The sequence below is a fragment of the Carboxydothermus islandicus genome, from assembly GCF_001950325.1.
Classification (GTDB): Bacteria; Bacillota; Z-2901; order Carboxydothermales; family Carboxydothermaceae; genus Carboxydothermus; species Carboxydothermus islandicus.
In genome coordinates this window covers 1-20364 of sequence record NZ_BDJL01000049.1, presented here as the reverse complement: position 1 = coordinate 20364, position 20364 = coordinate 1, and the positions used below count along the sequence as shown (strand labels likewise).

Below are 20364 nucleotides of genomic sequence, written 5' to 3'. Positions count from 1 at the left end.
ATCTGCAAAAAGGAGGAAAATGGAAATATTGGAATAAATATAAATAATAGGTATAAACTATTCCGGCAATTAGCCCGGGAAAGGAGGGTTGGGTTAATAAGGGCGCCGGAAAAAGCAAAGGAGGGAAGGTATGCGTAGAACATTATTGATCCTGATGCTGGTGGCGCTTTTCCTATTAGCATCTACCGCGTCAGCGCTGGCGGCTCAACTTTTGGCCGGGGCCACCGGCAGTGATTCTAAAGGCCACTATGCCCCAACGGTAAAAAAATTTTTATATGAAGGCAGCGATGCCAATAAGACTTATTATCCCAATGAAATTTATCTCCCCAATGAAACCAATCCTGCCAATTACCGCATTCACAGCAATTACTCCAGAAATACCGATGCCTGTGCCGCGTGCCACGCTACCCACACTGCCGTAGGGCAGACCCTTTTGCAGTGGGGTAGTGTCTACGACACCTGCATGGCCTGCCACGATGGTACCATTGGAACAACCTATAACGTCGAAGAGGGTTACATCGGTACCACCGGTAAACCCACTTTTGGCGGAATGTTTGGGACCGGCAGTGAAGGCTCCCTGTCCAATCACAACGTAACCGGCGCGGTCAACGTGTTTGCAGCACCGGGCGGTAATATTACCGGCAACTATGAAGGGAACAGCACCGAAGACAAGACCAATGTCAAAGCCTGGGATATTACCTTTGGCTGCGAATCCTGCCACAGTCCTCACGGACTTGCGGGCAATGCCCGGATTTTAAATCCTAACGTTAATAACTACAGCTTTGTAAATTATAAAAGCAGCATGAACGTGGTTTATGATGAAAACAACCACTACTGGTATACCAGAGATGCACAGAATAACAAATACCAGTGGCTCAGGAGTTATCCCTATAATAAGGGCACGCAGGTCTGGTACAACAATAAGAAGCTAGTGGAAGGCAAAGATTATGAATTAAATGGAACTCAAGGTTTTACCTATATTGTTTCCTTAAATTCTGCCGACTTTCCGGCTAATGCCGATACAAGCCAGATAAAAGTTTACTTTTATCCCGCATTAAAAGTTACCATGTCAATTGAAAATTACCTTGGAATAACTGGGGATGAAAAAGTTCAGCACAAGAGCGGAATAAACAGCTTTTGCGGGGCCTGCCATACCGACTACAATACCGAAAACTTTGATGCCGATGGTGATGGTGAGCCCAATGGTTCTTCGGATAATTTAAACGGCCAGTACACCGAAGCGTACCGCCACCAGGTAGGGTTTAAGATTGACGAGTTTGAGCAGTACCTGCCGTTAACCAACATGGTTTATGAAGAACAAAGCAGTACCCGGAAAATTATGACCTGCCTTACCTGCCACGTGGCTCACGGTACCTCCGAAAACTACTGGAGCAGGACTTTAACCAATAGCTACTGGAGCGGCCAGAGCCTTACAGAAATTGCCGGCTCGTCAGCCCTGAAGCGAGCTCCCAATATGGGGACCTGTGAAACCTGCCACCGGAAAGGTTTTGCTGCGGAAGGGTACAACAGCAATACTGCCCAAAATGTGGGGGTAAATCCCGGGACCGGCGATGGGCTGTTCACCAGCACCACTGCCCAATACGTAGGAGCCGCAAAGTGCTTTGACTGCCACCCGAGCCAGTCGGCGGCGATGAAAAAAGCATTACCGGGAACGGCAGACTACCAGCCGTTAGAAGTGGAAGTGAGATACGATGGTTCGACCTTCACGGTTACTTATGATCCGGTCAAATATGCCAAATGGAAAGAACAAATCCTCCATCCCAAGAAGATCATGCCGGTAAATGCAATATACTTAGGTACCAACCGCTGGGTCGTATATAACATCCTGCCCGAAGCCATCGAAAAATGGGAGCAGTCTACAATGTACAGTAGCGGAACAAATGGTCTTAATAAGTTCCCCTGGGACTTCAAGTATGCCATGGGGTCCAAGTGGAAGCAGAGATATGTATACAGCGAAAGCGGTACCCTTAAAGTAGTGACAGGACCAAAGACCCAGTTTAACGCTGGATACCGGGGAATTGCACAGGGATGGGTAAAATATGACTCGGATACATTAGGGTCCAAAAACTTTTCTTCGTCCTGTATCGGCTGCCATACTACAGGGTGGAATGGCGAATTTGATGCCCAGGCTCAATTTGCCGACCCCGGGGTTACCTGTGAAGCCTGCCATGGTCCGGGTAGCAACCACGTTAAAGCTCCCAGCCAGGATAACATTAAAAATCCGGCGCGATTAACTATCCGGCAGCAAAACGATCTCTGCGGCAGCTGCCACGGCCGGGGGAAATCTTATGGATTTACCGATGCCAGATACAACGGTAAAGATTATATTTACGGTTATAAACCTGGAGTATCTTTAATGGTATACTACAAAATGTTCGGTTATGAAGGAAACTTAAGTTTAACCTATTATTATGGTTCAGTATCCAGCGGAACTTATTACTATAAACGCGGAACAAATGAAAGATGGGATATTCAAACCGGCGGCAGCAGCAACTTCTGGGCGGACAACACCAGTTCTGGACACCACCAGCAGTATATCGATTTTTACCAAACCAAGATGTTTGACACCGTATCCTGCATTACCTGCCACAGCAGTCACAGTAAACCCAATGCCAACAATATGTTAAAACTTTCGGCCGGGGCAACCTGCGCCCAGTGCCACGACAGTGCCCTTGACCTGGCAAAATACATGCCGTATACGGCAAAAAGTGCGGGCAATTATGATATCCGCTCCCACGCCTTTAGAGCAAGCTTTAGTTATCCGTACTCCATTACCAATAACGTTCCGGGTTTAAGATAAGTTTAAAACCGGGGGAGAGCAGCTCCCCCGGTTATTTTAAGGAGGATGACTGGTGCGCAAGCTCAGTTTTTTGGTAATATTTTTTTTATTAATGTTTACTGGGGGGTGTTCTTTGGTTTCAGCAACCCCTTTCGAACACATAGATAAATTTTCCAATGTATTAATTCAAAAAGTTTTTGTCGTTACCTATCCCAAAGAGCCCAGGGAGGTTTCCGAAAGGTTTATAAAAAACTTAAAAAACGGTCATATTAAAAAAGCATTGCAGTATACCGGTATACCTGATGATCCGGGAACCTTTGCTCCCGAGAGGTTAAAAGGATTTGGAGAAGCGATAGTTGATATAAAAGCCAGAGCAGTTAAAAAAGAAGGGGAGTACATACTGGTACAATTTTTAGGGAAAGATAGTTTGATTGTTTTTGTAAAATTGAAAAAAGAAGAGGAAAAATGGAAGGTAGTAGACCTGCATTTTTAAACTTGATGCCAAATTATAAAATTTAACTCCGGAAGAAATGAGGTGAAATATCTTATAATATATTCCCGCAGAGTTTAAAGATGAAATTTTAAAAGAAGGAAAAAGGGGATTTAAAGAGAATATATGACATGAGAGAAAATATCCATAAACTACTGCGGGAGGGAAAGAAATGCAGCGTTTTTTAGTGGTAGCGTTTTTATTACAGTTTATACTGTTAGTGACTCTGGGAGGGGCGATTGGCGCCGGACCCGGGGCGTTTGTGGATAAAGAAACGGGAATACTGGTTAAAACCGCAACTCCGGAAGATACGGCTGTTTCCTTTTATGCCCTTTTGGAGAAAGGCCGCTGGCAGCCGGCGTATCAACTTATGACTCCGGCATCGAAAGCTGCTATTTCCGAAAAAGACATGGAAGATATGGTTAAGCAGGTCAAGATTGCCAAGTCGCGTCTTGTGAAAGTATTTCCGGCGGAAAGGAAAGGCGAGTTTGCGGCCGTTGGCCATGTGCGGGTCATCCAACTGGAAAACCAGCCCAACGAAATGGCTGTTGTTGGTATTGCCATCTTACGCCAAAACCCGGAAACAAAGGGCTGGGAAATCGTTCGGGTGCCCAGTGAAATAGAAAACGTTTATGAGGATATTTTAGATCTTATCTTAAAAACCGATGAGGCGATGGCAATGGAAAGCTTTGCCGATGCTAATTTAACCCCTGAACAGCTTACCCAGATCAAAGACCAGATCAAGGCCATGAAAGAAATGCACCAGGCGCAAAAGGAAGCGTTAAATCAGCAATAGAAAATCAAGAAAACCCCGCCCGAGAAGGCGGGGTTTTTGGCTATTTTCGCGCAGTAAACACTAAATCCCGACCTTCGGGATCATAGGGTATAAGGGAGAAATCCCGGTAAAAGCCGATTTCCCGAAAGCCGGCATCTTCCAAAAAGGTTTTTAACTTTTCCACCGTAACCGGATATAAAAACATCTGCTCGGTGTAAATTTCTCCTTTTTGCAGGAAAACAAGTTCAAGAGTGAACCGCACCAACTCGCCAAAAAGTTCGTACCGCCGGCGGAAAATTAAATCCAGGTCCAAAAGCTTTTTTTCGGGGAAGGGAAAAGTTCCGGTTTTTAAAAATAAGGCAAAGTTAACCGTTTGACCTGCTAAAAGACCTCCGGGTAGTAAATGTTTAAAAAAGTTTGCCAGGGCTTTTTTAATTCCTTCTTCTCCTAAAACTGGTAAAGTGTTGCCGATACAAAAAATACCTTCAAAAGATTTCTCTAAGTGAAAAGCAGTAAGGTCGGAAATTAAAAATTTAACATTGTTTTTACCCCTGGCTTTTTCCTGTGCCTGCATGATAAATTCCGGGTTTATGTCTATCCCCGTTACTTCAAAACCTCTTTCGGCCAAAGAGAGGGCGTAATTACCGGTACCGCAGCCCGCGTCCAGAAGTTTTTTTGCCGGGGTAAAAAGCTTTTCTAAACTATTTACTACCGTTATATTAGCCGGAAACAAGAGGTCGTAATACCGGTTTAATAGCGAAAAACCCATCCATCCTTCCTCCTCAGTGGGAAAGCATATCGACCAGAGGGTAATAAGCCTGCCAGAGTTCCGGTAATACTGTGGAATGCCAGTGTCCGGTAAGCTTGGCAATAATCATGCCGCCAATAAAAAAGCCCAAAAGCAGTAACGAATACTGAAAAGGGGTTAAGGTAAATTTTCCAATTCTACTGCCAATAGACAAGGTGTTTTTTACCGGACAGACTTCAACGCAGCTATAGCATAACGTACATTCGGGAGAGGTGATGGCATTTTGGGTCGAAATCTTTAAATTACCGGGACATATTTTATCGCATTTTTTACAGGAAATACAGCTTTCGTTATTTCTTTTTAAAGTCAGGGGCGAGAAAAAAGCAAAAATATTCATGAATGCTCCATAAGGACAGAGAAACCGGCACCAGAATTGAGGAAAAGTAAGGGATAAAATTATTAAAACTAAAAGTACTTTTACGGTTAAGGCGGAAGGATTTAAAAAGAATTTCAGCATTTTGATATCGGCAACCGCATTGTAGGGTGAATGGACAAACTGCCAGGCGGCATCATAAGGCATGTCAATTAAAATTACTTTAATAAAGAACAAAGCGATAAGATACTTAGTGCTGGCGAGGAAATAACCGAGCCAGGTGGGGATTATTAAATCTCCGGGGATTATTTTTTTCCGCAAACGGTACAGAAGTTCCGAGACGGTACCGATAGGACAGATATGGCTGCAAAATCCGCGCTTAAAGAGAAAAGCGCTCAGAATAATTAAAATTAAAATCGTAAGGCCTGCCGGGTGAACCGGGTCAAAAATTCCGGTAAATAAATAGCTTTTTAAAGCTACCAGGGCGGAAATAGGAAGGAAGCCTTCAATTGAAGGAAAACGGTATTTTAACGCCGAAACCCCTTCGGTGGGGAATAAAGTGACTGCCCTGTAAAAGAAAAAACCGGCTGCAGAAAAAAAGAAAAGATAGTAATACTGGCTAAACTTTCGCAGCAAAGCTAAGCCCCTCCTTTTCTTTGCATTATAAAATAAAGGTAAAAACTTTTCCGTGACAATTCTCACAAATAAAAATAATCCTTGCATTGCGGAAAAAAATGGTTTATAATACATGAGGCAAGAAAAGGCAAGCCTTTCTGCCAACCTGCAGAAAGGCTTTTTATGTTTTATAAGCATAATTCCAGCAATTTTGCCCAGATTATAAATAAAAAAAGGAAAGAAAAAAGGAGAGTTTTTATGGAAGAATTTAAAAAATTGGGATTAAACTTACCGCTTTTAAAGGCGGTAGATGAACTGGGATATGAGCAGCCTACTCCCATTCAAAAGGAGGCCATTCCCCTTATTTTAGAAGGACATAACCTGGTGGGTCAGGCTCCTACCGGAACCGGAAAAACCGCCGCTTATCTCTTACCGGTGTTACAAAGAATTCAGCGGGGGAAGAAAGGGCAGGTGTTAATCGTTACTCCGACCCGGGAGCTCGCCCTGCAGGTGGCCGATGAAGTGGCCAAACTCGGAAAATACCTTAAAGTCCGGGCGCTGGCGGTTTACGGCGGCCAGGCTATTGAAAGGCAAATCCGGGGACTTCGCCAGGGGGTAGAAGTGATTGTGGGAACCCCGGGACGAATCTTAGACCACATCGGCCGGAAGACTTTTCCGATGACCGAGATCAAAACCGTTATCCTGGACGAAGCCGATGAAATGCTGGATATGGGCTTTATCGATGATATTGAAGCTATTTTAAACAATCTAACCAACCGCCAGCAAACCTTGCTTTTCTCGGCCACGTTGCCGGCTCCGATAAAAACCATAATTAAAAAGTTTTTAGGGGAGTATAAAACGGTTAAACTGGTGGGCAAGGAAAAAACCGTACCGGCGATTCGCCAGGTATATTACGAGCTTCCGGAAGCGGAAAAAATCGAGGGACTTGCCCGGATCTTAAACAGCGAGTTGCCCACCCAGGCTATAGTTTTCTGCCGGACAAAAAAACGGGTGGACGAAGTGGTAGAACAATTAAATTTCCGGGGTTATGCCGCTAAAGGATTGCACGGGGATATGAGCCAGCGGGAACGCACTCAGACCATTAAAAGCTTTAAAGCCGGGAAAACCGAACTTCTGGTGGCTACCGACGTGGCCGCCCGGGGGCTTGACATTCCCGATGTTTCCCACGTGATCAATTTCGACATTCCCCAGAACCCGGAAAGCTATATCCACCGCATTGGGCGCACCGGCCGGGCGGGCAGGGAAGGAAAGGCCATTACCCTGATTACCTACCGGGAAAAAAAGCTTTTAAAAGCCATAGAAGAAGCCATCAATAAACGTTTAAAGCGGGAAAGACTGCCGGAGCCGGTGGATCTGGAAGAAGCCCGGTTTAAAAAAATTGCGAAAAAAATTCGGGATACCATTAACAAAGGGGTACCGGCTTCCTATCTGGAAATGGCGGCCAAGCTTTTAGAAGAGGACGAGTCGGACCAGCTTTTAGGGGCAACTTTGTTTCTTTTAGAAAATCAGTCTTTACAGAATGATTTTTAGCGGTTATAATTGTAAAAAAATACTAACGGCCACTGGGGGTGCCGGGTAAAGCCGGCTGAGAGGGAGAGTTCTCCCAACCCTTTGAACCTGATCCGGGTAATACCGGCGTAGGGAAAGTGGGGAAAAGGAAAGATAAGCCCGTTTTCCGCTTTGCCGGAGGCGGGCTTTTTTGTCTGGTGGCCGGGGAAAAGGAGGGTGTTCAATGAAAGGTTTAGACTTGCGGGTGGTGACCCGCGGGGGACTTGCTTTAGCTCTTGCCGTGGTTTTAAGCTTCATTAAAATCTGGCAAATGCCCCAGGGTGGTTCGGTAACGCTCTTATCCATGCTGCCGGTAGTTTATTTTGCTTATACCGAAGGGTTTTTACCGGGGGTACTGGTGGGGGTCTTGTACGGTTTGTTACAGTATTTAATTGAACCGTATTTCGTCCATCCGGTGCAGTTTCTTTTGGATTATCCGGTGGCTTTTGGGGCCCTTGGCCTGGCGGGACTTTTTGCCAAAAAGTCGCCTTATCCCGGTGTAGTACTGGCAATTGCCGGGCGGTTTTTGGCTCACCTCATATCCGGGGCGGTGTTTTTTGCAAGTTATGCCCCAGAAGGCCAGAACCCCTGGGTTTATTCGGCGATTTATAACGGTAGTTACCTGCTGCCGGAATTAATTTTAACCCTGGGGGCGGTTTATTTCCTGAAAATCTTTGAGCGCTTGCGGAAGGTGACGTAAATGCGGGTTATAATTTTTGCCGGGGGTGAGGCCCCCGGTTTTTTACCGGATTTAACCCCGGAGGATTATTTAATAGTGGCTGATGGTGGGGCAAGGCTTTTGCCCCCGGAGGTCATACCCGATCTTTTACTGGGGGATATGGACTCGCTACCGAAAAGCCTGTTAGAGGAGTTTAAAAGAAAAGGGGTTAGGCTTAACATTTACCCTGCCGAAAAAGATTTTACCGATTTGGAAGCAGCGGTGCAAAAAGCTCAGGAGCTGGATGCTTCCGGGATTGTAGTGGTAGGAGGCTCCGGGGGACGAAGCGACCATTTTTTTGCCAATTTAATGCTCCTTGGTAGATGTAGCTGCCCCGTTACCTGGTATGGTCACGATTTTATCGGTTATCTAAATAAAAATCCCCTTACTTTAAGAGGGAAACCGGGACAGTTATTTTCGGTTATTTCCCTTACCGGAGAAGTTACCGGTCTGACCATTGAAGGGGCCAAATATTCCATTGTGGGAGCTAAGTTATCCGGGGGGACTACTCTGGGAATTTCCAATGAGTTTCTAACTGAAACGGTTAAAGTTTTTTGGGAGAAGGGAAAGTTAATTGTTCTGCAAATGTACGCTAAAGAAAAAAATTGAGGCGGGAATTGGTCTAAGCTAATTATAAACGATTATTATAAAAAAACTTACCGGCTAATGGTAAGTTTTTTTATTAAGGCTTTTTATTAAAAAGGAAAGTAATTTTTCTAAAAAATATCTACTAAAAATAGCGTAATGTCAAGAGAAAAAGAGTTTTAAACATTTTATGAATATAAATAAAATTTATACCACTATAAGCAGGGAAATACAAAAAAAAGTCGAAAAAAGCATATAAAAGAAAAATGGTGCAAGTTAAAGACCTCTTACAGCGATTAATCCCGGGAGGTGCTGGGCGATAAGTAAGGCTTATTTATCGCCTTGCCCTCTCCGGTATTAATAAAAACCAAAGGAGAGGTGATGTGATGAGGAGGAAAAGCTTAATCTTTATCTTGCTGGCGGCGTTTGTACTTCTTTTTAGCGGTACCGCCCTGGCAGCCATGGACCACTCGATGTTTATTCAAAAGTATGAGGGGTCCAAGTCCTGTTTACCCTGCCACCCCAAGCAGGTAAACGATGTGATTCACTCGGACCACTATACCTGGCAGAGCAAACCGGTAAACCTGATTGATGCTGCCGGTAAACCCTGGCCCGCCGATAAGCCGGTAGGGAAACTCGGGGGTTTAAACGATTTCTGCATTACCCCGGACATTAACTTTATTGGTATTTTAACCAATAAAAACGGAGTTGATGTAAACGGGGGCTGTGTTCAGTGCCATATTGGTATGGGGGCTCGTCCGGACAAAATTGATGAGGAAAAAGATAAGGAAAATGTGGATTGCTTGCTCTGCCACGCCGATTATTCCAAGTACAACAGAAACTTAAAGGCTGTAGTTTACGGGCAGGATGGCAAGTTCTACTTCCTTCCCAATACGGCGGTAATTGATATTGCCTATGTGAAAAAAGCGAACGTTCCAGCAGGAACAGTTGATATTACTGCTGCCTTAAAAACGATTACCAAAACCCCGGATAATAAAAACTGCCTCCAGTGCCATGCCTTTGCCGGTGGAGGCGATAATAATAAACGCGGGGATCTGGAATCGACCCACATGACCGATCCGGCGAAAGTTGATGTTCACATGGGCAAGGGGGTAAAATGCATTAGCTGCCATAAGACCGAAAACCATAAGATTGCCGGTAGGGGAGTGGATTTACGGACCAACGAGTTAAACTACAACGTCCGGTGTGAAAACTGCCATACTGCTTCGGTTCATAAAGGTCCCCTGGGGGCTACCTTGAATAACCACGTAAAGAGCATTGACTGCACCACCTGTCACGTTACTGAATACGCTATTACCAAATCGACAGATATTTTCCGGGATTGGTCGGAAGCGGAATATTCGGCAGCCAAAGCCCTTTATGAACCCAAGATTGAACGGGGACAAAACTTAAAGCCGGTTTACCTGTGGTGGAACGGCATTTCCTATGGCCAGCAAACCGATGTACCGGCGGTATTTAATAAAGATAACAAGTATGCTCCTAATAAAACAACCAAACCCGATTACGTAACTTTATTTGCACCGGTTGGCTCAATAAACGATCCCAAGGCCAAGATTTATCCCTTCCGCTACCATTACGCTAAGCTGCCCCTCGACCCGGTCACCGGAAAGTTCTTCCCGGCTAAAGCTGGCTACGTCTTTATGACCGGTGATGCCTTGGGTGGAATTACAAGGGGTTATAAAGAATGGTTTGGCGTGGATTTGGTAAGTCCGGTTAAGTGGGTATATGCCGAGCGGTACATGGGCTTGTACCATGAAGTAAAGCCCGCAAGCCAGGCGCTCTCCTGTACCAGCTGCCACAGCAACCGGGGCATCCTTGATTGGAAAGCTCTTGGTTACAAAGGGGACCCGATCCTCTACGGGGCCAGAAAAATTGCCACAACTCCGGCGGTTAAGACCTATACGGTAACCAAGACCACTTATCTCTACCAGACAGCATCTACCAAAGCCAAGAAATTAACTACCCTGAAGGCGGGCACTAAAGTAACTTATGTAAGTGCGTCGGGCAGCTACTATAAAGTCCAGGTAAAGGTCGGGTCCAAAACTTATACCGGCTATGTCTTAAAGTCTTATCTCAAGTAAGTCCGGCAGATAGAGAAGGATAAAGAGAGGGGTTAACAGCCCCTCTTTTCTTTGGGTGCATTTTACGTTAAACCCCTGAAAATGAGTTGGCATTAAAGGATTTTTGCCAAGAAATGTCGAATTAAATGGGAGAAAGGGGGTGAGACGATGCAAAAGAGGTTAGTCTGGATAATAGTTATTGCGGCGGTAATTTTAGCGGTGGTAACTCCGGTTGCCATTCACGAAACCAGTAAGCCGGAGTTTTGCAACACCTGCCATTCGATGAAGCCGTATGTAGCGGCCTGGGAGAAGTCAAATCATGCTGAAAGCGACTGTATGGCCTGCCACCGGGATCCGGGCTTTGTGGGACTTATGAAAGTAAAACTTGGCGGGCTTAAACAGGTAGCAGTGGAACTAACCCAAAAACCTGAACCCGAAGAAATTAAAGGCAAGGGGGAAGTTCCAAATAGGCGGTGTGAATCCTGCCATAAATTAAATGAGCTTTCCGGGCCGACAGCTATTACTTTTAGCCATGAGTTGCACGCTGGTAAAAATGATTTAGAATGTGTAACCTGTCATGGCGATTTAGTACATGGTACTCCCAAGACCCTGAAAATGCAGGATTGCCTTGATTGCCACCAGGAGAAAAAGGGCCCAACCAAATGTGAAAGCTGCCATCAGGATAGGGCAACTATGAAGCCGCAGACCCATGATGCTAAGTGGATTGCAGCTCATGGGACGGAAGCCAAAAAAGATTTGGCTTCTTGTACTACCTGTCATACCGGGGATTTGGGACAGGAAAAATACTGTAATGCCTGCCACAATGGTGTAGCAATGCCGCACCCGACAGGCTGGGCCCAAAACCATAAGGTTTCCGATGTAAAGGTATGCAATACTTGTCACGAAAAACCGGTGGAAGGTGGTAAGGCACAAACCTGTATTAGTTGCCACAAGGTGGAAATCCCCCATCCTACTACATGGACTAAGGATCACGGTAAGTTTACCCTGCAAAATAAAAACGTCGATTGTTACTCCTGCCATACCAAGACCGAATGCAGCAATTGTCATAAAGTAGAGATGCCTCACCCGGCGAAGTGGCTTTCAACCCATGGTAAGACGGTGCTGGCAAAAGGAACAAGTAGCTGTTATGGATCCTGTCATACTAAATCAACCTGCGACAGCTGCCATAAGGTACCGATGCCCCATAGCAGTAGCTTTAAGACTACAACCCATGGAGCTACAGCTTTAACCAGGGGAAGCACTACTTGCTATACCTGCCACAGCAAAACCGAATGTAGCAGTTGCCATAATAATTACACCCATGCTTCGGGATTTTTTGCCAAACACAGCAGCGAATACGCCAAAAATCCGGCAAAATGCAACACCTGTCATACTAATAAAACCACCTGCAACAGTTGCCATAGCAAGATTGGACATACAGAAAATTGGTTAACACGTCATGGATTAGCAGTGGGACAGTATGGCTCTGAACTGTGTGTTACCTGCCATGACCGGTCTAAGTTCTGTAGCAAGTGCCATCAATAAAAGTTAAAAGGGGCTTACTCCTCTGGTTGGAGTAAGCCCCTTTTACATCAAAGATAAAAGTCTTTGGTAAAATCGGATTTTTTTTTCATCGGTAACCGGATAAACTCCTTCTACCGGAATTCCTTGCTTTTGGGCCAAAATAAGGATGTTTTCCACTGCTTCTTTTTCAATTAAGAGGCATGTTCCGCAGTCGGAACGAATTTCCCGCGGTAGAGGAATCATCTGGAATTTAAAAGATTTTTCTTTCAAAATATCTTCCAATTGCAGGAGATGATGGATGGACGGGAAAGTTAAAAAGACCAGCTCACGCATTAATACCCCTTCTTGTTCTTGGTTCTATACATTATTATATATAAAGCAACAGAAAATAGGAAATAACATTTTGGAATAATGTTTCAAACTTTTGTTATATTTGCCATTCCCGTCCATCGCGAAAAACTTTTTAACAGCTCCCCTCAAAGGTCTCGAGGGTACCTTCTAAATATTTTTCCACGGCCCTCTGGGCATCCTTTTCCGTAGTTAAAACCGGGGTTATGCCGTGGGCTTTTAAGTCTTCCTGCATCCGCCAGCCCATACCGCCCGAAATTACCACCTTTACCCCGGCAAAAGCTTCGAGAATCCGGGCGTGGCTTCCACCGTGGCCGTGGCCGTGTTCGTGGTGGTGATGGGGTGGATGATGGTGATGGGGGCCGTGGAAGGTGTTTTCCAAGATTTCACTTCCCACAATTTTTCCGTCTTCCACGGTAAAAATAACAAATTTGGGAGCGCTACCAAAATGAGCGCTGACATCCTTTCCGGTAACCGACGCTACAGCAATTTTCATGTTTTTCTCCTCCTCTGGATTTTTATAGGTAAAGCTTCCTCCTTCAATTTTTAAAGCATAGCCGAGAATAAGAGCTCGGGCGATTTTTTCCCGGGCCGTTTTTAAAATCCGGTGAAAAGTCGGCCGGGAAATTCCCATCTTTTCTGCGGCCTCTATTTGCTCCAGGCCTAAAAGATCTTTTAGCCTTATCGCCTCCATTTCTTCCTGGGTCAGGGTAATTTCGGCAAGTTCCGTTGTGGGTATACCTGCAGGCTTAAAATACTTGACCGGTGATAAATAACCTACATGGCGGCATTTTGTTGGACGCGGCATGCCGCACCTCCTTTATGAACATAATTTCATTATTAAGTATAACGGAATAATGAACATATGTCAATAATAAAATATTAAAAAAAGAAACCATAATATCCTTTTCGGATTTATGGTTTCCTTTTCGGACTTAAATTAATCAGCAGGATAAGAATTAAAGCTATTATTGCGCCGGCAGCAAAAGTTCCGGAGGCACTTAAATACTGGCTGACACTTCCGGCAAAAAGGCTTCCCAGGGGAGCAAAGCCGGCGAAAACGGTGGTATAAATACTCATAACCCGGCCGCGGTAGGCGTCACTTACATTTTTTTGCAGATAAGAGTTGCTACCGGAATTAAAAGCGATGGTAAAATAGCCTGTTAAAAATAACAATACCATTGCCGGTAGGGGTTTTTTGGCTAAGGGCATTGCCAGTTGAAAGAAAGCCATTAAGAAAGCACTAATTTTAATTACTTTATCCAAATTGAGCCTTTTGGAGAAAGTTGCCATCGACAGGGCACCCATAAGAGCTCCAAAGCCAAAGGACGACATCATAAAGCCAAACATCTCTGCGGGAAGCTTTAAATCAATTCTGGCTAAAATGGGAATTAAAACGCTAAAATTCATAGCAAAAATGCTTAATGCGGAAACAGTTAAAATAGCCTTGAGTAAAGTCTTATGTTTAATAAGGTAGCGAAACCCTTCCTGTAAATCTTCTTTAAGGGAAAAAGAAGAGCTTTTTCTTTGTACTGGCAGATTATCCATCAAAAATAGTCCGGTAAGAACAGCTAAAAAGCTTAAAGTATTGATAAAGAAACAGGTAGCGGAACCGTATTTGGCTAAGACTAAACCGGCCAATCCCGGACCCAAAAGCCGGGCTAAGTTAAATATGGTTGAGTTTAAGGCGATGGCGTTGGTTAAGTCTTCGGATCCGACTAAATCGATAACAAAGGACTGCCGGGTGGGCATATCAAAACTGTTGGCAACTCCCAGGCCAAAAGCGATAAGTAAAAGATGCCAGTAACTTACTAAATTTAAGTAGGTGAGGCCGGCTAAAAGCCCGGAGAGAACCATCATAAAGGATTGGGTGATTAAAAGGATGGACCTTTTTGGAAAACGGTCGGCAACCACCCCACCAACTACCGACAAAAAAGTCATCGGTGCAAACTGCATGGCGGACAGTATCCCCAGAAGAAAGGGGGAGCGGGTAAGCTCTAAGGTAAGCCAGGATAAGGCTACCGACTGCATCCAGGTACCGATTAAAGATAAAGCCTGACCGAAAAAAAACAATCGGTAATTTTTGTGGGAAAGAGCGGAAAAAGTTCCAAGTTTAATTGATAAATCTTTGGCCATTTAAATCCCTCTTTTCCTATCACTATTTTAGCATGTAATTTCTTTAAAATGCCAAATAATTGGGGTAAAATAATCTTGGTGTAACATTAATAATTAATGGAGGGGTAAGATTTGGCACTAAAAATTGATTTTAATAACGTTTTTCATCCCCTTTTGCAAAATGAAAAATTAGTTGAACGGGACATAGATAATTTTGAAGATAAGTTTACAAAAGCCTTTTTAAACTTGCGCGAAAAAAAAGAAAAAAATGAACTTGGCTTTTTTCACCTGCCATACCTTCCGGAAGAAGAAGTAGCCGAAATTGAAAAAACTGCCCGGGAGATCCGGGAAAAGTTTAAGTACTTTGTAGTCCTGGGGATTGGCGGTTCGGCTTTAGGGCCGCTGGCGGTACATACCGCTTTAAACAATTTACGCTATAATGAGCTTCCTGAGGAGCTTCGGGGAGGACCTAAATTTTACGTGGAAGATAACATTGATCCCGAGCGGATGGCTTCGCTTTTAAAAGTAATTGAACCGGAAAAGACCGTATTTAACGTTATTACCAAATCGGGGGCTACAGCCGAAACCTTATCCCAGTTATTAATAGTTACGGAGCTTTTAAAGAAAAAAGTTGGGGAACGTTTTACCGACCATCTTATTTTTACCACCGACCCGGAAAAAGGTAACTTGCGGGCTTTGGCCCGGGAACTTGGGGTAAAAACCTTTGCCATTCCTTCTAATGTAGGCGGACGTTTTTCCGAACTCACCCCTGTAGGACTTTTGCCGGCAGCGGTTACGGGTATTAATATCCGGGAACTTTTAGCAGGAGCCCGGGAGATGGCGGAAAGGTGCGAACGGGAAAACCTCTGGGAAAACCCGGCGGGTCTGGCGGCTGCCATTCACGTTTTACTCTTGGAGCGGGGAAAAAATATGGCGGTAATGATGCCGTATGCCGACAGCTTAAAATATATGGCCGACTGGTATGCTCAATTACTCGGGGAGAGTATCGGGAAAAGGTTAAACCGCCGGGGAGAAGAGGTTTTTGTAGGACAAACCCCGGTTAAAGCCCTGGGGGTTACTGACCAGCATTCTCAGGTCCAGCTTTATACCGAAGGGCCCTTTGATAAACTCCTGATTTTCTTGGAAGTAGAACGTTACCGGAATACGGTGGTGATTCCTCCGGATTTTCCGCAGTATGCTGAACTAAAGTTTTTGGGTGGGCATACTTTAAACGAGCTGATTATAGCGGAGAAAAAAGCCACCGAATTTGCTCTCTTGAAAGCGAGAAGACCAAACTATACCGTAATTTTCCCGGAGGTAAATCCCTATACGGTGGGCGAGTTTCTCTATTTCTTAGAGGCTAAAATTGCCTTTATGGGAGAATATCTTGACATTAATGCTTTTGACCAGCCCGGGGTGGAGGAAGGGAAGAAGGCTACCTATGCCCTTTTAGGTCGGGAAGGGTTTGAAGAAAAACGGCAGGAAGTCTTGAAGGTCCAAAAAGACCCCAAATACATTCTTAAATAACCAAATCCAACTTCTAATTTTCCAAACCTCCAAAAAGGGAGTTACCCGAATTAAAAATTTTCTCTTATAAACCGGTACAACTCGTAAAAATCCCCGGCGTAATCGGGCATGCGGGGATTTTCTCTTTTTACCTCGTAATCTTTTAAAAGAAAAGTTTTAATTCCCAGCTCTTTTGCTACTAAATCTTCGGTAGAGTCGTTACCTACCATCAGGCAGTCAGCGGGCCGGGCTTTAATTTTTTCTAAAATTTCCTTGTAGTAGTTGGGATTTGGCTTGCAGTAGTGCATATTGTCGTAATGGGTAATAAAACGGAAATATTTAGGGGATAAATTTGCCCAGTAAAGCCTTTCGATGATGGCACTTTTAGGGAAAAGGGCGTTGGTAGCCAGAACTAATGTATGGCCCTTTTTATAAAGATAGCGTATCATGGGTCTTGCCAGGGGGTGGGGTTTAAAATAATTGCCAATGTTTTTAAAAGATGTGCGGTAAAAATCTTCAAAAACACAGCGAAGATTGGCGGTACCCGGGTAAATTCGGTCAAAAGACTCCCAGAAAACTTCGCTATTTAGCTTTTCTCCGGTGTTCCTCACCATTTCTTCGGTAGCTTTTAAAATAGCCTTAACAGTAAGATCGGGGTCAAACTTACCCTTGACGTAACTTTTTACTTCCTGAATATAAAGCTTTAAAAAATAGTCAAGATTTAAAGGAAGCAAGGTTCCGTCCAGGTCAAAAAGGATGAAAGCCATCTCTCCTTCTCCCTCCCTAATGGGTATTTTATCACAAAAAGTAATTTCTTAGCTTATCTCTTACTTCATTGTGATTTAGAAGGTGCGGGTTACCAGGGTATCGGCATCGAGGCCAGGCTCATCAAACCAGATGAACGCCTGGTTGTTTTTTTGCCGTAACTTTTGGTACATAATGTTGGCTTTTCTGGCTAAAAAGTAAAAGAGAAACTCTTTTACCTCATCATTATAAAGGATGGGGGTGAGGTTTTTATCGGCAATTTTCAAGCCGTAGCTAATGGGGCCGATTAACTGGCCGCGTACTCCGGGATAAGCTTTTAAATCTTTTTCTAAAAATTTTTCGTAGGTTAAGGAGTAGGGATGAGTAAGGTCAAAAACTTCGGGATTTTCTTCGGCTTTTTCGAGAAAGTTTAATAATTCGGCGAAAAATACCTCGGTGTCCAGGAAAATTTTTTCTTTTTCCATGTCAATGATAATTCCGGGAAAATTTTGCGAGGCTTGAGCGTACATGTCTTCGTAAAAGCTTAATTTGGGCAGTTCCGGGAAAAAGGGAATGTCCAGTGATAAGGCAAGAGAAATTGCCTCATCAATATTAGTATGGGGCATAATTCCCATGGCGGTAGTGGCGAACGGCGGAAATTTTAACATTTTAAAACCTCCTGGCATTTATTTTCTATTTTAATAAAAAAAGGGCGAAAATTCTCGCCCTTAAAAAATTTCTTTTTTAACATGATAAGTTTCAATGCTGCTATAAATGATATTGTGACTGTTAAGAAGTACTTCAAGTTCATTTATCGTTAAGTTTTTTACAAAAATACAGCTACCGCAATCGGCTTTTAACTCGAAGGGAACCGGCAGTATTTCGTATTTAATTCCCAGGTTTTCTAAAAGCTTTTTTGTACATAAAACCTGGTAGAGGTTATCAAAAAGGATTACTGAGTAAGTCATGGCTAACCCTTGCGGAAAATAATCCGAACCTCATCTAAAAGATCCTCTACTTCGGCTTGCCAGCCTAAGTTTTCTCCAAGCCATAAAAGATTTTCCCGGGAATGTTTTTCGCAAAGAACCGTTACCGGGTCGGTACCTGAACTTAAATGTTCCCGGACGATATAAACCGGTTCCGGACATAAAAGTCCCCGGACATCCACCGTTTTCATTGAATCCCTCCTTTTTAGGCGGTTTTGGTACTGGATTTGGAAAAGCCAAAGACGGTGCGTAGTTTTTCGCTAAAAGCTATGCTTACCGTTAATAGTACCGCCAGAGCAATAATAATCCCGGTAACTCCGGCAGCAGTAACCCCTTTGGGGGAAGCGGCGATACCAAAATTATGGGCTAAAGCCGCTCCCAGCATAAGACCTACTACTGTTATGGCCGCATCGGTATTGCCTTCACCGGTTAAAATTAACTGCCGCAATGGGCAGCCCCCTAAAAGCACTGCGGCCCAGCCGGCCACATACAAACCGAGGAAGTTCCATAAGGTTTCGGTGTGGGCTAACGGTTGATTGGTAAATCCGGGTTTAAAGGTACCCAAGTAAAGGCTACCTGCAAATACTGATAACACAACTCCCGCAAAGGATAGGAGGAGACGGTAATTTTTAAACAAGATAAAATCCCGGATTCCTCCAACCATGCAGAGCCTGAATTTTTGAGCAAGCCCACCAATCGCTAATCCGGCAATGAGGGAGATTAGTACCGGAGCATGGGAGGCTCCTGGGCCTTCTTTACTTGCCAAAAACAAGGTGGGGAATGTGAGAACAAGTACAGTTAAAGCCAGGAACAACAAGGGAAAGGCATAACCCTGGGTTCGGGGAACTTTAGTTGCCCGTCCGAGGGTAAAGTTTTGCCTGATAAATAAGGTGCCGGTCCAAACTCCGGCGATAAGTCCTAAGATACCGGGGATGGCGTTAAAGTCACCGGCTCCCAGACGAATAGCTGCCCTTAAGGGGCAGCCCAGGAAAACGAGCATGCCCCACATAGCAATAATACCGAGCAAAAGCCGGATTACCGGAGCGGAGCCGCCCACAGGATTAAACTCCCGGTTAGTCTTTGCAAGAAGGAAAGATCCCAGCACAAAACCTAAAATTTCCGGACGCAAGTACTGGGTTTTAGCGTTGGCGTGCAATCCAAGGGCACCGGTAAAATCCCGGAGGAAACACGCAACACAAACTCCCATGTTGGCCGGGTTGCCGTACTTGGAAAGCAGTAAAGCAAGCCCTCCAATTATCAAGCCTCCCAAAAAAGTAAGCCAGTAGTACTTTTTCTGCATATTCCTCCTCCTTTTTTAAATTTTTATTCGCTAAAATATATACGCCAAAAACCGATAAATTCCTTTAATATAATGCATAAAATTTTGGAATAACTACAAAGAGTAGGTATTCTAAACCTGTAAACTCTCTGCGTTAATCAGAGGGTTTATTTTTTTTTTGGTCAACGGTTAAAAACAGCGTTAAACCGTTAACCTAAAATTACCAGCATTGAAAATACATAATAAAATCATAAAAAAAGCACTTCGATGGTGAATTTCGATATTTAACGGAAAAAATGCCTTTAATTTAAAATATTTTTTAAAATCTTAGTCAGAAGTCTTAAAAAAGGGGGTGTGGGTTTAAAGAGTAAAATTATCACCTCATCAGAATTAAACCTAAAATATTTTTTGGGGGGATTGAAAAATGGCCTTGGAAGCAAAAAATGAAATTATTAGCCCACCGGCAATTACGCAAAGTTTGATTAACCGAGTAGTAGCTACTTCCACAATTGGTACTATGATTGAATGGTACGATTTCTTTATTTACGGTTTTATGGCAACGTATTTGGCAGCTGTTTATTTTCCCAAAGGAGATCCAATAGCCCAGACATTAACAGCATTTATGGCGTTTGCCGTAGGTCTTTTTATTCGACCGCTTGGGGCTATACTATTTGGAGCCATGGGTGATCGTATTGGGCGTAAGGCAACGTTTATGACAGCTATACTCTTAATGGGCTCAGCAACGGCTTTGATAGGTATTTTTCCAGGATATGCTCAAATTGGGGTTACAGCATCAGTCTTAGTCTTTTTAATGCGAGTAATTCAAGGGTTATCTATAGGTGGTGCCTGGGGTGGTGCAGCTTCATTGGTTGCTGAATATGTTCCTCAAGAAAAAAGAGGTTATTATGGTAGCTGGACTTCGGCAGCGGCACCATTAGCTGTGGTTGTAGCAAATGCTGTCATACTTCTTTTGAATTTTATGTTGGGCAAGGAAGCTATGGCGGCCTGGGGCTGGCGGATACCGTTTATTCTTTCTTTAATTTTGGTTTTTGTATCGTTGTATCTGCGCTGGAAAATTGAAGAGTCACCTGTCTTTTCGGGAATGAAG

20 protein-coding genes and 1 riboswitch are annotated in these 20364 nt (G+C 44.0%); of the genes, 10 read left to right on the top strand and 10 right to left on the bottom strand.

The features are described from left to right. Positions 1–130: 130 nt before the first annotated feature. The 3 genes from ciss_RS07700 to ciss_RS07690 all read left to right on the top strand — a co-directional run bounded on the left by ciss_RS07700 (position 131) and on the right by ciss_RS07690 (position 4086). Positions 131–2821, top strand: coding sequence for a cytochrome c3 family protein (locus tag ciss_RS07700; protein WP_075865696.1), 2691 nt, complete (start codon positions 131–133; stop codon positions 2819–2821). A gap of 112 nt (positions 2822–2933) precedes the next feature. Continuing rightward, the gene (locus ciss_RS07695) at positions 2934–3293 is read left to right on the top strand and encodes a hypothetical protein (protein ID WP_143298514.1); all 360 of its coding nucleotides are present in this window, start codon (positions 2934–2936) and stop codon (positions 3291–3293) included. Positions 3294–3462: 169 nt separating this feature from the next. Next, positions 3463–4086, top strand: coding sequence for a hypothetical protein (locus ciss_RS07690; protein ID WP_075865694.1), 624 nt, complete (start codon positions 3463–3465; stop codon positions 4084–4086). Between the two features lie 40 nt (positions 4087–4126). Here ciss_RS07690 and ciss_RS07685 read toward each other — a convergent pair whose 3' ends face one another. Both ciss_RS07685 and ciss_RS07680 read right to left on the bottom strand, forming a co-directional pair. Further along, entirely contained in the window at positions 4127–4834 is a 708-nt protein-coding gene (locus ciss_RS07685) for a class I SAM-dependent methyltransferase (protein ID WP_075865693.1), read from the bottom strand. Between the two features lie 13 nt (positions 4835–4847). Then, positions 4848–5822 (bottom strand): 4Fe-4S binding protein, encoded by a 975-nt coding sequence (locus tag ciss_RS07680; RefSeq protein WP_166504003.1) that lies wholly within the window; start codon positions 5820–5822, stop codon positions 4848–4850. 237 nt (positions 5823–6059) lie between these two features. Here ciss_RS07680 and ciss_RS07675 point away from each other — a divergent pair, with 237 nt between their 5' ends. From ciss_RS07675 to ciss_RS07655, 5 genes are all read left to right on the top strand, one after another. Then, positions 6060–7352, top strand: coding sequence for a DEAD/DEAH box helicase (locus ciss_RS07675; RefSeq protein ID WP_075865739.1), 1293 nt, complete (start codon positions 6060–6062; stop codon positions 7350–7352). Between the two features lie 24 nt (positions 7353–7376). Beyond that, positions 7377–7484: riboswitch (TPP riboswitch) on the top strand. Between the two features lie 70 nt (positions 7485–7554). Next, a complete protein-coding gene (thiT, locus tag ciss_RS07670; RefSeq protein ID WP_075865692.1) occupies positions 7555–8070 on the top strand; it encodes an energy-coupled thiamine transporter ThiT in 516 nt (171 codons plus the stop codon). Further along, entirely contained in the window at positions 8071–8697 is a 627-nt protein-coding gene (locus ciss_RS07665; RefSeq protein ID WP_075865691.1) for a thiamine diphosphokinase, read from the top strand. A 362-nt stretch (positions 8698–9059) separates the two neighbouring features. After that, the gene (locus ciss_RS07660) at positions 9060–10775 is read left to right on the top strand and encodes an SH3 domain-containing protein (protein ID WP_075865690.1); all 1716 of its coding nucleotides are present in this window, start codon (positions 9060–9062) and stop codon (positions 10773–10775) included. 147 nt (positions 10776–10922) lie between these two features. Continuing rightward, on the top strand, positions 10923–12299 hold the full coding sequence (locus tag ciss_RS07655) for a NapC/NirT family cytochrome c (protein WP_075865689.1): 1377 nt from the start codon (positions 10923–10925) through the stop codon (positions 12297–12299). 42 nt (positions 12300–12341) lie between these two features. Here the strand turns inward: ciss_RS07655 and ciss_RS07650 are convergent, their stop codons facing one another. The 3 genes from ciss_RS07650 to ciss_RS07640 all read right to left on the bottom strand — a co-directional run bounded on the left by ciss_RS07650 (position 12342) and on the right by ciss_RS07640 (position 14762). Beyond that, on the bottom strand, positions 12342–12611 hold the full coding sequence (locus ciss_RS07650; RefSeq protein ID WP_075865688.1) for a putative Se/S carrier protein: 270 nt from the start codon (positions 12609–12611) through the stop codon (positions 12342–12344). Positions 12612–12741: 130 nt separating this feature from the next. Continuing rightward, positions 12742–13434: a DUF134 domain-containing protein gene (locus ciss_RS13330; protein WP_075865687.1), complete on the bottom strand. Its 693-nt coding sequence runs from the start codon at positions 13432–13434 to the stop codon at positions 12742–12744. Between the two features lie 107 nt (positions 13435–13541). Then, positions 13542–14762 (bottom strand): MFS transporter, encoded by a 1221-nt coding sequence (locus ciss_RS07640; RefSeq protein WP_075865686.1) that lies wholly within the window; start codon positions 14760–14762, stop codon positions 13542–13544. Positions 14763–14873: 111 nt separating this feature from the next. On the opposite strand from ciss_RS07640, the gene ciss_RS07635 reads away from it, so the two are divergent. Beyond that, the gene (locus ciss_RS07635; protein ID WP_075865685.1) at positions 14874–16268 is read left to right on the top strand and encodes a glucose-6-phosphate isomerase; all 1395 of its coding nucleotides are present in this window, start codon (positions 14874–14876) and stop codon (positions 16266–16268) included. 50 nt (positions 16269–16318) lie between these two features. Here ciss_RS07635 and ciss_RS07630 read toward each other — a convergent pair whose 3' ends face one another. The 5 genes from ciss_RS07630 to yedE form a co-directional block, all read right to left on the bottom strand. Continuing rightward, complete coding sequence (locus ciss_RS07630) at positions 16319–17014, bottom strand: HAD family hydrolase (protein WP_075865684.1); 696 nt, start codon at positions 17012–17014, stop codon at positions 16319–16321. A gap of 75 nt (positions 17015–17089) precedes the next feature. Then, the gene (locus ciss_RS07625) at positions 17090–17659 is read right to left on the bottom strand and encodes a uroporphyrinogen decarboxylase/cobalamine-independent methonine synthase family protein (protein WP_075865683.1); all 570 of its coding nucleotides are present in this window, start codon (positions 17657–17659) and stop codon (positions 17090–17092) included. A gap of 60 nt (positions 17660–17719) precedes the next feature. Beyond that, a complete protein-coding gene (locus ciss_RS07620; RefSeq protein ID WP_075865682.1) occupies positions 17720–17959 on the bottom strand; it encodes a putative Se/S carrier protein in 240 nt (79 codons plus the stop codon). A gap of 2 nt (positions 17960–17961) precedes the next feature. Further along, on the bottom strand, positions 17962–18168 hold the full coding sequence (locus tag ciss_RS07615; protein ID WP_075865681.1) for a sulfurtransferase TusA family protein: 207 nt from the start codon (positions 18166–18168) through the stop codon (positions 17962–17964). 14 nt (positions 18169–18182) lie between these two features. Beyond that, positions 18183–19277 (bottom strand): YedE family putative selenium transporter, encoded by a 1095-nt coding sequence (gene yedE, locus ciss_RS07610; protein WP_075865680.1) that lies wholly within the window; start codon positions 19275–19277, stop codon positions 18183–18185. A 403-nt stretch (positions 19278–19680) separates the two neighbouring features. On the opposite strand from yedE, the gene ciss_RS07605 reads away from it, so the two are divergent. Then, on the top strand, positions 19681–20364 hold a 684-nt coding region (locus tag ciss_RS07605; protein WP_143298510.1), incomplete at its 3' end, for an MFS transporter.

Coding starts and splice junctions, on each gene's coding strand:
- ciss_RS07660 (WP_075865690.1), top strand. CDS start 9,060: ATGAGGAGGAAAAGCTTAATCTTTATCTTGCTGGCGGCGTTTGTACTT.
- ciss_RS07640 (WP_075865686.1), bottom strand. CDS start 14,762: ATGGCCAAAGATTTATCAATTAAACTTGGAACTTTTTCCGCTCTTTCC.
- ciss_RS13330 (WP_075865687.1), bottom strand. CDS start 13,434: ATGCCGCGTCCAACAAAATGCCGCCATGTAGGTTATTTATCACCGGTC.
- ciss_RS07675 (WP_075865739.1), top strand. CDS start 6,060: ATGGAAGAATTTAAAAAATTGGGATTAAACTTACCGCTTTTAAAGGCG.
- ciss_RS07620 (WP_075865682.1), bottom strand. CDS start 17,959: ATGACTTACTCAGTAATCCTTTTTGATAACCTCTACCAGGTTTTATGT.
- ciss_RS07655 (WP_075865689.1), top strand. CDS start 10,923: ATGCAAAAGAGGTTAGTCTGGATAATAGTTATTGCGGCGGTAATTTTA.
- ciss_RS07615 (WP_075865681.1), bottom strand. CDS start 18,168: ATGAAAACGGTGGATGTCCGGGGACTTTTATGTCCGGAACCGGTTTAT.
- ciss_RS07630 (WP_075865684.1), bottom strand. CDS start 17,014: ATGGCTTTCATCCTTTTTGACCTGGACGGAACCTTGCTTCCTTTAAAT.
- thiT (WP_075865692.1), top strand. CDS start 7,555: ATGAAAGGTTTAGACTTGCGGGTGGTGACCCGCGGGGGACTTGCTTTA.
- ciss_RS07650 (WP_075865688.1), bottom strand. CDS start 12,611: ATGCGTGAGCTGGTCTTTTTAACTTTCCCGTCCATCCATCATCTCCTG.
- ciss_RS07625 (WP_075865683.1), bottom strand. CDS start 17,659: ATGTTAAAATTTCCGCCGTTCGCCACTACCGCCATGGGAATTATGCCC.
- ciss_RS07665 (WP_075865691.1), top strand. CDS start 8,071: ATGCGGGTTATAATTTTTGCCGGGGGTGAGGCCCCCGGTTTTTTACCG.
- ciss_RS07685 (WP_075865693.1), bottom strand. CDS start 4,834: ATGGGTTTTTCGCTATTAAACCGGTATTACGACCTCTTGTTTCCGGCT.
- ciss_RS07700 (WP_075865696.1), top strand. CDS start 131: ATGCGTAGAACATTATTGATCCTGATGCTGGTGGCGCTTTTCCTATTA.
- ciss_RS07690 (WP_075865694.1), top strand. CDS start 3,463: ATGCAGCGTTTTTTAGTGGTAGCGTTTTTATTACAGTTTATACTGTTA.
- yedE (WP_075865680.1), bottom strand. CDS start 19,277: ATGCAGAAAAAGTACTACTGGCTTACTTTTTTGGGAGGCTTGATAATT.